This is a genomic window from Nocardia sp. NPDC051990 (assembly GCF_040680755.1).
GTDB lineage: Bacteria > Actinomycetota > Actinomycetes > Mycobacteriales > Mycobacteriaceae > Nocardia.
In genome coordinates, this window is record NZ_JBFAXH010000015.1 from 129,523 (window position 1) to 142,201 (window position 12,679).

Below are 12,679 nucleotides of genomic sequence, written 5' to 3' on the forward strand. Positions count from 1 at the left end.
AAGGAGGGTTGATGACCATGGATGCAATGATTTCGACTACCGAGATCGACGACATCGCGGCCCGGCTCGATGCCGCGCAGACCGGGGTGGCCGATATCCCGAGCCTTGCCGACAATCAGGTGATCCCCATCGACGCCGCCTACGCGATCCAATCCGCGCTCATCGCACGGCGCGAAGCGCGCGGCGAGCGGGTGACCGGGGTCAAGCTCGGGTTCACCAGTAAGGCCAAGATGGCGCAGATGGGCGTTTCCGACGTCATCGTCGGAAGGCTCACCGATGCCATGCGCATCTCGGACGGGGGCGAGGTGGCCCTGACCCGCTTCATCCACCCGAAGGTCGAGCCGGAGGTCGCCTACCGGTTGAGCCGGGACGTCGACCTCGACGACCCGACTGTCGACATCGAATCGTGCGTGGATGCCGTGGCCCCCGCGCTGGAGATCATCGACTCGCGCTACCGCGACTTCCGGTTCACCTACACCGATGTGGTCGCCGACAACACTTCCGCGGCCGGGTTCGTCGTCGGACCGTGGCGTCCGCTGCGGGACGTGGGGAATCGAGCGGTACGGCTGCGGGTGGGTGGGAACGAGGTGGTCGGCTCGACCGCGGCGATCCTCGGCGATCCGGTCCGCGCGCTGCACGCCCTGCTGGATATGTGCCGACGCCACCGGATCTCGTTGGGTGCCGGGCAGATCGTGCTCGCCGGGGCCGCGACCGCCGCCGTGCCGCTGGTGTCGGGCGTCGCCGAATGCGAAGTGGCGGAGCTGGGAACGGTTTCGGTGACGGGAGTTCGCGAATGACCAACGGCAGCAAGCTCATCGGGGGCCTGGCCGTGCCGCGCGGGCGGTTCCCGCACGTGCGGGTCGTCGGTGACCTGATCTTCGTGTCTGGTACCAGTTCTCGTCGGCCGGACAATACGTTCGTCGGAGTCGACGTCGACGAGATGGGCACCACCAACCTCGACATCCGGGCCCAAACCCGCGCGGTGATCGAGAACATCCGCGAAATCCTGCGAGAGGTGGGCGCGGATCTGTCCGACATCGCCCAGATCACCGCGTATCTGGTGTCCATGAACGATTTCGGCGGCTACAACGAGGTCTATGGCGAGTACTTCGACGAGACCGGCCCGACTCGTACGACGGTCGCTGTACACCAATTGCCGCACCCGCACCTACTCATCGAGATTCAGGCCATTGCCCATCGGCCGAATACAACGACATTTCAGACGTTGGAGGCACAGTCATGACGGTCATTCCGGAGCCCATCGATTTCCAGGGCTGGATCGACGAACACGCGCATCTACTCCGGCCGCCGGTGAACAACCGCACCATGGCGCTCGGCGAGGACTTCATCGTGCAGATCATCGGTGGCCCGAACCAGCGCACCGATTACCATCACGATCCCTATGAAGAGTGGTTCTACCAGGTCAAAGGGGATATTCAGGTCAAGTTGATGACTGACGACGGGCCCCGGACGGTGCATATCGGGGAGGGCCAGGCATGGTTGCTGCCCCGCGACATTCCGCACTCGCCGCAACGACCGGACCCGGATTCGATCGGGCTCGTCATCGAGCGGGTGCGTGCGGAGGGCACGCTAGAGACATTCCAGTGGTACTGCCTGGACTGCGACACCCTGATCCACGCGATCGAGCTACAGGTCCGTGACATCGTCGCCGACCTGCCGCCGGTGTTCAACTCGTTCTACGCGGACGAGGCCGCGCGCACATGCGGTAACTGCGGCGCTCTGCACCCGGGGAAGGGGTGAGCATGAGCGGAATCATCGACGTCCACACCCACTACGTGCCGAAGGGCTGGCCGGACGTCAGTGCGGACGCCGGATCTCAGGCGCCCTGGTTGCGTATCGAATCCGAGACCGACGCGATGATCATGATGGGAACCCGGGAGTTCCGCAGGATCCAGGCGGATTGCTGGGACGCCGAGGTACGCCTGCGGGATATGGACACCGACGGTGTGCGCAAACAGGTAATTTCACCGACCCCGGGGTTCTTCAACTATGGGCGCACCGGCGAACAGGCTGCGAAGATCGCCCGGATCTTCAACGACCTGGCGCTGGAAATTGTTGCCCCAGAACCTGATCGACTGATCCCGTTTTGTCAGGTGCCGCTCCAGGACGCCGACCTGGCGTGCCGGGAGCTCGATCGGTGCTTGGCGAACGGGCACCGCGGTGTCGAGATCGGAAACCATGTAGGCGATCACGACCTCGACAGCGAGGGAGTGGTGACCTTTCTCCAACACTGCGCCGACCGGGGTGTCCCGGTATTCGTGCACCCGTGGGACATGGCCAGCTCGCCGCGGCTGGATCGGTGGATGGCGCAGTGGCTGACCGCGATGCCGGCCGAGACGCACCTGTCGATCCTCGCGCTGATCCTCGGCGGAGTGTTCGACCGGATCGACAAGCGACTGAAGATCGGGTTCGCGCACGGCGGAGGCTCGTTCGCGTTCTGGCTCGGCCGGATGGAAAACGCTTGGCACCGCCGCAACGATGTCATCGGCACCTCCGAGTATCCGCCGTCGCACTACCTCGGCCGGTTCTACGTGGACTCGGTGGTCTTCGACGACCGCGCGCTCCGCTTGTTGGTGGACACCCTCGGTGCGGACCGGGTGATGGTGGGCAGTGACTACCCCTATCCGTTGGGCGAGCGCCCGGTGGGGGAAGTGGTGCGCAAGAGCGAATTCCTCGACGACGCGACGCGGGAACTGATCAGGCACGGAAACGCCGAACGGTTCCTGGGATTGTCATAGTCGGTTACGACGGCATCCCCGTTTGCGGCCGTCAGCGCCTTGGACAACTCCGAATCGTGCGTGATCTTTATTGTGGTGGAAGGCTTCTCGCGCTTCGCAGAGGTGTCCACTGGGCGGTGACATGATCTGATGGATCAGCGTCCAACAAGGCCACATGAACCAGTTGCCGATGCTGTCCACTGTCCAGATCACCGCGGAGCGGGTCCTGCTGCGCAAGGCGCGCGCCGCTGATCGGGAAGGGCTCATCGAGCTACAGACCGACCCGGAGGTCTGGGCCTACATCGGAGTCCCGCGGCTGCGCGAGGACGTCGAGCAGCGCCTCAACGCGATCGGTGGCACAGCCAACGCGACCGCCACTCCCGGCCACTTCATCATCGCAGACAAGGCCACCGACAACCTGATCGGAAGATTCGAGCTCAAACGGCGCGCCGCCAACGAGCCCGGCCATGTCACCGACGACGGCGAGGAACTGGAACTGGGCTACCTGATGCGGCGCGAGGCCTGGGGCGCAGGACTGGCGTTCGAGGCCGCCAGCGCGGCGTTACGCGCAGCCGCAGACGAGCTCCCAGACCAGCCGGTCCTCATTGCGACCCAGACGGCCAACAAACGCTCGCTCAGACTCGCGGCCCGCCTAGGATTCCAGCCGGTCAGCACGTTCGAATGGTTCGACGCCGGGCAGACCCTGTGCCTGGCCAGCCTGCACTCGTTCAAAGCCTGAATGGCAGGTGACGCCACCAAGCCCCGTTCTGCGACACGCCGTGCAGGTGACGTCACTTTCCGCCGACACAACGCGAGCCCGAAGCCGCTCAATGACACCAGAATTCACCGACAAACAACGTCGACGACATTCACCGCCCTAACCGCGCATTCCAACCTTCCACCCGCACAAGCAGATTCGTGCCCTTTGCCAGTTGATCTGACGTATTGCCAGCGTTCTGGCGCAAATGCAGGTGTTCTGCCACCGATCTCCCACTGGGCTTCCCGCCCAGCGGGTTGACGGGCGTCTGGCTGTGGGACGTTCGCCGCCTGGTCTGACTCGAGAGCACTGTGCCGCTGCTCAATCGGGCGGTGTGTCCTCGTTCTCAGTGCTGGGGAAGAGGTGGTCGAAGCCGATGGCAAAGAGTTATCGGCGGGGCCGACCATCAAGTTGAAGGTATGACCGACGGTCATGCCCGAATGATGTTCCAGGCGCCACAGGTTCCGACTTGTAACAGCTGCCATTATCGGTGAGTACTCGTTTAACAGTTATTCCGTTGGTAGTGAAGAACTTTCGAGCGCGCATCCAGAACGCGACGGCGGTCTCCTTCTTCTCGTCGGCGAGGATTTCGCTGTAGGCGAGGCGGGAATGGTCATCGACGGCGTTATGCAGGTAGCTGTAGCCGACGTGGCTGTTGCCGTTGCGGTCCAACGTTTTACCCGGCGTGCGGGTGCGGTGGCGTTGGCCGGCTAAGCCGCCCGAGGACCCGATGCCCACCGCCGTCGGGGATATTGCCCAGTTTCTAGATGTCGACGTGTACCAGATCACCCGGAGCGTCGTGTTCGTAGCGTCGGATCACCCGTCCGGTGGCCCGGTCCAGATGCGTCAGCCGTGCCAGCTTGTAGCGGCGCAGTACCCGGTGCACCGTCGAGGGATTCAACCCCAGCAGGTACGCGATCCTCGCCGCTCCCCATCGGCGCAGCACACGAACCTTGATGATGCGGCGTTCGGTCCGGGGCGGTGTCCGGTCCGGGCTGCGGTGCGGGCGTGAGGACCGATCCGCCATCCCCGCCGGCCCGAGCGACCGGTAGCGGCGGGCCCACCGCGACGCGGTGGTGGCCGAGACCTGAAATCGTTCGGCGGCTCGTCGCAACGGCCACTTGTCATCGACGACATAACGAGCAAGACGCAAACGACCCAACTCCGTCAGCGGGGCATTACGGTGGGACACGAAGACCTCCGATCGGTGAGTGCGTTCCTGGACAGCTCGCATCTCACTCGGAGGTCTTCGTCATTTCAGCTCGCCACGCCGTCACCAACGTCCGTGGTCAGTACACCTAGCCTTCGGTGGAGAGGAATTAATATGCGCGCCATCCAGATGGAACAGTTCGGCGACCCCGCGCAGGTGCTCCGCGTCGTCGACATCGAGGAGCCGCCGCCACCGGGTCCGCATGAGGTTCTGTTGAGCGTTGAGGTCTCGCCGTTGAACAAACACGACCTACTGGTTGTCACCGGCATGCTGGCGCGACCACCCCTGCCCCACATACCAGGCGCAGAGGGGGTCGCGCGCGTGCTTGCCGCTGGCGCCGAGGTCGATGGACTTCAAGTCGGCGATCTGGTCGTGCTACCGCTGTATGCCGGTGCGTGGCGTGAGCGGCTCGTCGTGCCCGCCGACGGCCTGTTCGCACTCCCCGCCGGCGGCAACATCGAGCAGTACTCGATGTTGGGCAGCAACCCCCCGGCGGCAGGTTTGATGCTCAGTGAATGCACCACCCTGCAGCCCGGTGACTGGGTGGTTCAGAACGCCGCGAACTCCGGTGTGGGACGGTCATTGATCGCGCTGGCCAAACTTCGGGGACTGAAGACGATCAACCTGGCCCGTGACGATTCAACGTTCGCCGAGCTCACAGCAGCCGGGGCCGACGTGGTCCACGTCGACGACCCCGATGCGGTCGGCGATGTTCGAGCAGTGATCGGCGACGCGCGAGTGGCGCTGGCAGTGGAAGCCGTCGGTGGTCCGGGGGTGGCGCGGCTGCTCGAATTGCTGTCCGACGGTGGATGGTTGGTCAGCTATTCCTGGGCCAGGGACGAACCCATGTGGGTCGACACCTCGACACTGGTCGGCAAGCACCTCACCGTCCGCGGATTCTTTGTCGGCGACTTCGACTACCGCGATAAGGTGCTGCCTGTCATTCGTGAAGCGGCACCGCTGGTGGCCGACGGAGCCCTTGTTGTCCCCGTGGCGGGCGTGTACCCCCTCGAGCATATCCAGGACGCGGTGCAACATCTCCTCCGTGGCGGCAAGATCCTCCTGAAAGTGGCGTAACACTCCAGGCTGTCTGGGGCTCTGTGTGTCCTGCTGCTGGTCTCAGCTTGTCTTTTAACCCCCATCAGCTGTGCGTGGTGGGGTTAAAAGACGAGCTAAGTCGTGTGGTCGATGGCGTGTTCGAGCCAGTCCAGCAACGCGATGGTGGCGTCGCCGTTGGCGTGGACCCCGGTGGCGACGCTCGGCACCTTGGCCGTTGCGCTGAACCTCATCTGAGACTCGGCTCCGTCGCCAGCAGGAGCCGCACGCCATCTCGGCGATCGTGAACCGGCAACCACCTCGCCGTCGGCGGCGACTGGACCAGTGGGCCGACCACCAAGGCACCGTTACGGTTGGCTGGATCCTACTCTTCGGGTGCACCGTAACCCTGCCCTTGGTACTCATCTCCGCAGCGGCACAGGACAACCCGGTGCCGAGGGTCTGACCTCGTAAAAGTCGCTGAGCCGCAACAACTTCGCGTCAAACGGGCCGCAGCCGAGAGCAACGGCCGACCATCACCGGCACTTATTCCGTATCGTCGCGCTACTCTTCGGCGAGTTCGGCCAGAAGGGTGGACGAGCCGAATGCACTTGGAGGACTTCTCATCTCGGTCCGACGCGATTGGTGGCCCGGCGAATGATCGGTGGTCGGCAATGCGGGGCGGTTGGCCGCAAGGAATTCATCAAGGAATTCATCGGTAGACCGGAGTGGCGGTAAAGGCCTCGTATGGAGCGAGATGTGGGCGCAGACCTGTTCATAGCATGCTGAGATGGTCTGTTCTCAGGGATATTTCGGCCGCGGATGGGCATGTGCGCACGAGTGTCGGCGATGCCCGCCGGCTTCCGTCATCGACTCCGCGTGGCGGCTGCAATGACTCAGCCGACACCCTGGCAGTTGCGCGAATCTCCGCGTGCCGCGCAAGTCGCAGCGCCCGGGGTGACACCCTGGGCGCAGATGCAGCGGGCGTTACGGAGTGGATGGACAGCGTCCTTGCGGGGAAACGCGGGTTATCTGGTGGCCGCAGTCGCCAACCTGGTCACGCTGGTCATGTTGTTCCGGCCTTGGATTACCGTCACCGGACCTGATGGGATGGCGCGGGCCGACGCTTTCGGCCGGATCGAGGCCACTACCAGCTACCTGATGGCTTGGTCGGGTTCCGGTCCGAGCACCGCTGACATCAGCGGCACCTGGGCCATCTTCACCACGGCCACGATCATCGTGCTGGTGACCGTGGTGGTGATCAATCTGCGAATCGGTAAGGCGGCGCTGTATCGAATAGCGGTGGCTTCCGGAATTGCGGTGGCGATTTTCGTGCTACTGACCATGCGCAACCTCAATAGCCGAGCATCGGATTTGATGGCTATGACGGCTCGAAGTTGGGACGCGGGTGGTCAAGTGGGTTCCTGGATACAGTGGGCCTTTTCCGGCGGTGACCTGATGTTGCCGGGTGTGCGTTCCTCCGGATATTCCACCACCAGTTTCACCGGTGCCGCCTTGATCGCCTGCGGTGCATCGATGGTCGCGGCGGTCGCGGCCATCACCCAGTGGATGATCCAGCGCTCGAAGCGATGACACCGGTGCTGTGGACAACAGTTGAGTGGCGCTTGATGAAGTCTGAATCCACAGCGCTGCAATGGATTTCGCGATGACCCACCGAAGCGAAATTGTGGGCGCTGGAGCAGGCATCGCGCGGCGACACCTCGGCTATGGGGCGCGCCAACGCATACGGGCCCCTCGGTTTCGGTGCCCGTGATCTCGAATCCGTCGCCCGCGACCCCGCGGCACGCATGATGCAGTCGATCGCCGACGCCGACGCCAGAAATCTGGCCGGTGCGGTCGACACCCTCGTGCACGGCGACCTGCGCGACCTCGACCTGCATCGCGAGGTCCGACACTTCGTCGCCCGTTCGATCAATACCGATACTGGTCGACCGGCACCGCACGCAGCGCCTTCGCCTCGGCCCCACCGAACCGCCCGTAATCAGTCGTTCACCCACGTCGCCGGCACCAGCGCCCGAGTCGCCGATCTGGGGGTGTCGATGGCGGCCGTGCTGTGCAGTCAGGCCATGAACGTCGGCCTGGTCCCGGAGACCACGCCCGGCTCCGACGCGCTGACCCGTGGTGTTCGGACCGGTGCCGCCGCGATGCGCACAACGCAGGCAAGGCCGCCCGCGCCGGCGCCGTCGGGATGCAGGTGATCCGTCAGACGAAGACCGTCGAGAAACCCGGAAGAAGCCGGGCGGCATGTCCGGTTCGGTCCCGGCCAGGCGCGGTCGAGGATCCAGCAGCGGGGCAGCCATCTGTGAGTACTGCCAACGACGGACTGTGACGAATCGGCCCCTGTGCGCCGTTGCTGTTGTCAGGTCGGGATTTTCGGGGCGTGAGCTTAGAGCCTAGCCGGGGAACAGTGCGTCCGCGGTGAACATGCCGATTGCGTAGCCTCCGGCGGCTCGGATGCTCGTTCGTATGCTGGCGGCATGAGCGATATGGCGTATTTTCTTGCGGCGGCTGAGCGGGGGTTTCTGCTCGATGTGGACGATGGGGTGGCTTCCTTGATCCAGGAGGGGGTTCTCTTGCCAGTCGACTGGTCTGGTGAGGGGTGGCCCGGACAGATATCGCAGTTCGTGGTGGGTCGGGTGGCGGCCTTTGGGAAGGACCGCGCGGTTGTCGCTGCCGTCGAGTCCGCAGCTAGGGAAGCGGCCGGGGCTGACCTGGAGCGCGGTGAACACGTTCCGGCGATTCTGCGCGCAGTGGATGATGCCCTGGCCCCCGTGGGGTTGGCGCTTGGCGAACTGCGGTCCGGCGACGATACGTATCGTGTCGGCGTCATGCGTCGCACGACGGCGTCGAGTCGGGCGTGGGGTCTGGATCGGCCTTCTCCCGAGTTGCTTTACATCATTGACTGTCCGTGCGGTGGCATGAACGTGTGGCAGCTACCCAGGACGGAAGCGAAGCCTGATGAAGGCGAGTGCAACTCGTGTGGTCAGGACTTGTTCGATCCTGCCGGTACCTCGATCGTGCCTATGCTCGTGGAGCCCGCCTGCTGAGGTGCTGCATGAGTCGGCCCCCACACCCTTCTCGGCGGATTTCACGGGTCGTCGCAACACTCGTGTCAATGCGGCTGAGCCGAGGAGCTTAGCGAGACGCTCGGCTGGGGTTTCCCAATCGAGCGTCTTGCGGGGTCTGGTGTTGAGCGCGTGCGCGACGCGTTCGAGTTCAATCAAGCCGTGGATGGATAGGTCTGTGCCTTTCGGAAAGTACTGGCGTATTAGCCCATTGGTGTGAGCAGGACCAGGTGCAAGGCCATCTCCTCGCCGGTACGGGTGGGCAGCGGCTAGTGGCCGGCGTCGATGTCACCTGCGAGATCGTCGAACGCCCGAGCCGCCTGCCGGCGCAACTGGGCGCCCTCGCGCCATGTCGCCGGCGGGAAGGACACGAACACCGACCAGTCAGCGCCGTGACCGATCGGGGCGTCGCCATACTTCGCGATGTCGTCGTACGCGCCGTCCGCAAGTGTGCACGCTGCGAGGTGGGCAACCCACATCTGCCGAGGCGTCATCTCGAACTCGCCGTCGTCATCGTGCTGCAAGGGGTCGGGAACGAGGTGCATGTCCGCCTTCTCGAAATGTCTTGCAGCAGTTCGATGTCGGGCACACTAGGCGGCGGACATGGACCTGCAGCAGCACCGCCCGACTGTCGAGCGGAACGTCGACCACGGTCCGACGGTGGTCGCGTGTGTGGCGACCTCGATCGCAGTTGCTGGGTGCAGCGGTCGGCTATCCGACGGCCACGAAGTCGCCGAGCCCCAGTTCGTGTCGTGCCGTGGCGACGACTCGAGCGACACTGTCTTGGGGTCCGGCCGCGAGGCGGTTGTGGGTCACGGCGAGCGCGAGTCCGTGCTCGGGGTCAGCGTAGGCGATGCTGCCGCCGGAACCGTTGTGGCCGAAGATGGTCGGGTTGGTTCCCGTAGGGGATCCGGGGCCGCCGAGGAAGAAGCCGTGGGCCTTGCGGATGGGTCCGCCCAGCACGCGGTCGATGGCATCGGTGCGCAGGGTGGTGGCCTCGTGCAGGGTAGCGGGGCTCAGGAGCTCGCCGGAGATCGCGGCGGCGTAGAGGCGGGCCGCACCGCGAGCGGTGATGGTCGCTGCTGCGGGAACGGCCAGACGGCGGATCTCGGGGCGGTTGGCGAAGTCGGCGGTGGGAGCCACGGCGGCCGGGGCGACCCGGTGGAAGGCCGGGGGCATGTAATCCAGGATGGTGGACCAGTTTCCGTCGTAGAGGGTGGCGGCGCGGGCCCCGTCGGGCAGAGCGAAATACAGCTGGTCCGCGATGCCGAGCGGGTTGGCGATGTCGTCGAGGACGGCGTCGATGGCCCGGTCGGTGGCGCGGCGCACGATCTCGGCGACCAGGTGTCCATAGGTCCAGCCGTGGTAGCCGGTGGCGGTGCCGGGTTTCCATTCGGGACGTTGCTCGGCCAGCCAGTTCGTGACCGCCGCGGCGTCGCTGAACTGCTCGACACTGAGATCAGCGGGCAGAGATGCCAGGCCCGCCCGATGGGTGAGCACCTGGCCGACGGTGATGGATTCCTTGCCGTGCGTACCGAACTCGGGCCAGTACTCGACAACCGGGGCGGCGTAGTCGAGTACGCCGCGGTCGACCAACACGGCGACCACGAGGGCGGCGATCCCCTTTCCCGTCGAATACGACGGGAACAACGTGGTTTGGTCCACCATCCAGCCTGTGGCGGTGTCCGCCGAGCCGGCGTGGGCTTCGAGCGCGAGCCGCCCATGGACATAGGCCGCGACCTGGATGCCGATCTCCCGGCCGGAATCCACGAGATCGTCGAGCAGGTTCTGAATCATTTTTCCTCACTTGGTATTTCGTTCGTTCACGCTATGGAACTGGTGTGCTGTTGTCCCAGTCTGCGCGACCAGGCTCACGTGTGGCTTGCGCCGGCCTGTCGGCGTTTGCACAGCTGTTGTCCGCTGGTCGGACCGGTTCAGGCGTGGACGGGGGTGCCGAACCAGCGGGTCAGGGCGGTCTCCAGCCCGGCGAGGTCGCCATGGTCAGCAGCCCAGGCGACGTATCCGTCGGGTCGAACCAGCAGTGCCGAAAGATCCTGTGGATGGACGGATTTGGCCGTCACAATGTGCAGGCGCTCGCCCCAGGCCGCGGCCCGGTCGCGCAGTTCGGGCGAGCCGGCGAGATCGAACACCACGGCCTTGCCGGGGCCGAAGTGCTCGGCCACGCGGGTGCCGTCGGACAACCCGAGGTCAGGCACGGTTGCGCCGGTGCGGGGATGCGTGCCGCCGAGATCGTAGCGGTGCAGGACTCCGGAGGTCTTCTTGAAGACGGTGGTGGTTCCGTCACGGGTGGCGAGGAGTTCGGCGGTGACAGCGCGCATGGCGCGACTGCGGGGGTCGGTGCGCATGATCGCGATCTGGGCGCGGGTCCATTCCAGCGCCCACTCGCCGATAGGGTGGCGTTCGGCGGTGTAGGTGTCCAGCAAATCGGCTGACGCCCAGCCGGTCACCACGCCAGCGAGTTTCCAGCCGAGGTTGACAGCGTCACCGATGCCGAGGTTGAGGCCCTGGCCGCCGAAAGGCGAGTGCACGTGGGCGGCGTCGCCGGCCAACAACACTCGGCCCTTGCGGTACTCGGTGGCCTGGCGTGTGTTGTCAGTGAAGCGGGTGGCCGAAATGACCTTCGTGATAGTGACATCCGCGCCGGATACGCGGCGCAGGCTGGCTTCCAGTTCATCGGCGGTGACGGGGGTGGCGCGGTCGGCGGGCGGGCCGTCGAGCTCGACGGTGAGGAAACGGCCCGGCATGGGACCGAAGGTGTAGATGCCGGTAGGTGTGGTGTGCCAGCCGGGGGAGAGATCGGCGGTGCCCGTCATCTCCACCAGTGCTTGGCGGCCGGTGATCTCGGGATCTATTCCGGGGAAATCGAATTCGGCAAGTTTGCGGACCAGGCTACGGCCCCCGTCGCAGCCGACCAACCATCCGGTGCGCACGATGCGATTACCGCAGTCCACGGTGACGCCGATACCGTCGTCGGTGAAGCCGGTCACTTCGACACCATGTCTGATCTGCACGCCCAGCTCGAGGGCGCGTCGGGTGAGGATGGCCTCTACGGCCTGCTGGGAAACCAGGAACGCTTCCCCTGCAGGGCCGACCTCAGCGAAGGCGGGGTCCTCGAAACCGACCTGGTTCGGGTCGATCATGATGCCGGCGAAATGCCCGGCAGCGGCCCGCCGGTCCGCACCGGCATGGACTTGCCTGTGCCATCCAGGAATTGACGGAACCGCGCCCGAGCGTCCTCCTGGGCGGAGAGCAGCTCGGGCAGCAGGCCGCGCCGGTCGAGCGCCTGGGCGGTGGGCATGTTGATCGCGCCCGCCTTAACGGTCTCATCGGGTTCGGTGAGCCGCTCGACCACCAGCACGTCGACGCCTGCCAGACGCAGCTCGCACGCCAGCATCAATCGCGGCCGGCATCCACTGGCTGCTGTCGGATCAGTCCTCGTTCGTTTCCGGCGCCATTCCACGTCACACCGGTGCCGCCGTCAAGGTCATCGACGGTATTGCGGGCGTCGATTCCCTTGGCGTAAGCGAGAATTGCGGCCCGGTTACGGTATTTGACGGCCAGGGGATGGGCTTGCGACTTGTCGGGGAGATTGCCGCCGACACCCCAATTCCCTGCTGTTCGTCGGCGACGGTCAACAGCAGGTATATCTCGGTGGCCGGCGGTTCGATCTCATCGGACACATCCGTTAAACACGCGGATCTACCTGCGGAAATACGCGTAGCCGGGGGATGGCCTTCGCTTCGCGGGTTCGATTCCCCGGCCGCCGCCGTGAGGAACAGCGCCTTGCTACTCGACAGGCCGAGGGCGGGCATGTGGTGTGCGGCATGCGATC

The 12,679-nt window shown here is 65.1% G+C and carries 13 protein-coding genes and 2 pseudogenes; 9 read left to right on the forward strand and 6 right to left on the reverse strand.

Annotation, left to right across the window (positions count from 1 at the left end; genetic code table 11):
* The first annotated feature begins 11 nt into the window (after positions 1-11).
* The 5 genes from AB0L63_RS24405 (at position 12) to AB0L63_RS24425 (ending at position 3,477) form a co-directional block, all read left to right on the forward strand.
* Positions 12-797, forward strand: a complete 786-nt coding sequence (locus AB0L63_RS24405; protein ID WP_364504974.1) for a 4-oxalocrotonate decarboxylase — start codon at positions 12-14, stop codon at positions 795-797.
* Entirely contained in the window at positions 794-1,243 is a 450-nt protein-coding gene (locus tag AB0L63_RS24410) for a RidA family protein (RefSeq protein ID WP_364504976.1), read from the forward strand. The genes AB0L63_RS24405 and AB0L63_RS24410 overlap by 4 nt, the downstream gene beginning before the upstream one ends.
* Positions 1,240-1,761 carry a 3-hydroxyanthranilate 3,4-dioxygenase gene (locus AB0L63_RS24415; protein WP_364504978.1) on the forward strand — a complete coding sequence of 174 codons (522 nt, stop codon included), beginning with the start codon at positions 1,240-1,242 and terminating at the stop codon, positions 1,759-1,761. The genes AB0L63_RS24410 and AB0L63_RS24415 overlap by 4 nt, the downstream gene beginning before the upstream one ends.
* A 2-nt stretch (positions 1,762-1,763) precedes the next feature.
* Complete coding sequence (locus tag AB0L63_RS24420; RefSeq protein ID WP_364504980.1) at positions 1,764-2,759, forward strand: amidohydrolase family protein; 996 nt, start codon at positions 1,764-1,766, stop codon at positions 2,757-2,759.
* Positions 2,760-2,913: 154 nt separating this feature from the next.
* Positions 2,914-3,477 carry a GNAT family N-acetyltransferase gene (locus AB0L63_RS24425; protein WP_364504982.1) on the forward strand — a complete coding sequence of 188 codons (564 nt, stop codon included), beginning with the start codon at positions 2,914-2,916 and terminating at the stop codon, positions 3,475-3,477.
* A gap of 483 nt (positions 3,478-3,960) precedes the next feature.
* Here AB0L63_RS24425 and AB0L63_RS24430 read toward each other — a convergent pair.
* Positions 3,961-4,687 (reverse strand): annotated as a pseudogene (locus AB0L63_RS24430) (IS481 family transposase); the annotation flags it as partial.
* Positions 4,688-4,819: 132 nt separating this feature from the next.
* On the opposite strand from AB0L63_RS24430, the gene AB0L63_RS24435 reads away from it, so the two are divergent.
* The 4 genes from AB0L63_RS24435 to AB0L63_RS24450 all read left to right on the forward strand — a co-directional run bounded on the left by AB0L63_RS24435 (position 4,820) and on the right by AB0L63_RS24450 (position 8,808).
* On the forward strand, positions 4,820-5,782 hold the full coding sequence (locus tag AB0L63_RS24435) for a zinc-dependent alcohol dehydrogenase family protein (RefSeq protein ID WP_364504984.1): 963 nt from the start codon (positions 4,820-4,822) through the stop codon (positions 5,780-5,782).
* A gap of 849 nt (positions 5,783-6,631) precedes the next feature.
* On the forward strand, positions 6,632-7,333 hold the full coding sequence (locus AB0L63_RS24440) for a hypothetical protein (protein WP_364504986.1): 702 nt from the start codon (positions 6,632-6,634) through the stop codon (positions 7,331-7,333).
* A 134-nt stretch (positions 7,334-7,467) separates the two neighbouring features.
* The gene (locus tag AB0L63_RS24445; RefSeq protein ID WP_364504988.1) at positions 7,468-7,959 is read left to right on the forward strand and encodes a hypothetical protein; all 492 of its coding nucleotides are present in this window, start codon (positions 7,468-7,470) and stop codon (positions 7,957-7,959) included.
* 279 nt (positions 7,960-8,238) lie between these two features.
* Entirely contained in the window at positions 8,239-8,808 is a 570-nt protein-coding gene (locus AB0L63_RS24450) for a hypothetical protein (protein ID WP_364504990.1), read from the forward strand.
* An 81-nt stretch (positions 8,809-8,889) separates the two neighbouring features.
* Here AB0L63_RS24450 and AB0L63_RS24455 read toward each other — a convergent pair.
* The 5 genes and pseudogenes from AB0L63_RS24455 to AB0L63_RS24475 form a co-directional block, all read right to left on the reverse strand.
* Positions 8,890-9,045: pseudogene (locus AB0L63_RS24455) on the reverse strand (IS30 family transposase); the annotation flags it as partial.
* 50 nt (positions 9,046-9,095) lie between these two features.
* Positions 9,096-9,371 (reverse strand): hypothetical protein, encoded by a 276-nt coding sequence (locus AB0L63_RS24460; RefSeq protein WP_364504992.1) that lies wholly within the window; start codon positions 9,369-9,371, stop codon positions 9,096-9,098.
* A gap of 166 nt (positions 9,372-9,537) precedes the next feature.
* Complete coding sequence (locus AB0L63_RS24465) at positions 9,538-10,623, reverse strand: serine hydrolase domain-containing protein (protein WP_364504994.1); 1,086 nt, start codon at positions 10,621-10,623, stop codon at positions 9,538-9,540.
* A 137-nt stretch (positions 10,624-10,760) separates the two neighbouring features.
* On the reverse strand, positions 10,761-11,987 hold the full coding sequence (locus tag AB0L63_RS24470) for an FAD-dependent monooxygenase (protein WP_364504996.1): 1,227 nt from the start codon (positions 11,985-11,987) through the stop codon (positions 10,761-10,763).
* Positions 11,984-12,241, reverse strand: coding sequence for an FAD-dependent monooxygenase (locus tag AB0L63_RS24475; RefSeq protein ID WP_364504998.1), 258 nt, complete (start codon positions 12,239-12,241; stop codon positions 11,984-11,986). The genes AB0L63_RS24470 and AB0L63_RS24475 overlap by 4 nt, the downstream gene beginning before the upstream one ends.
* Positions 12,242-12,679: the final 438 nt, after the last annotated feature.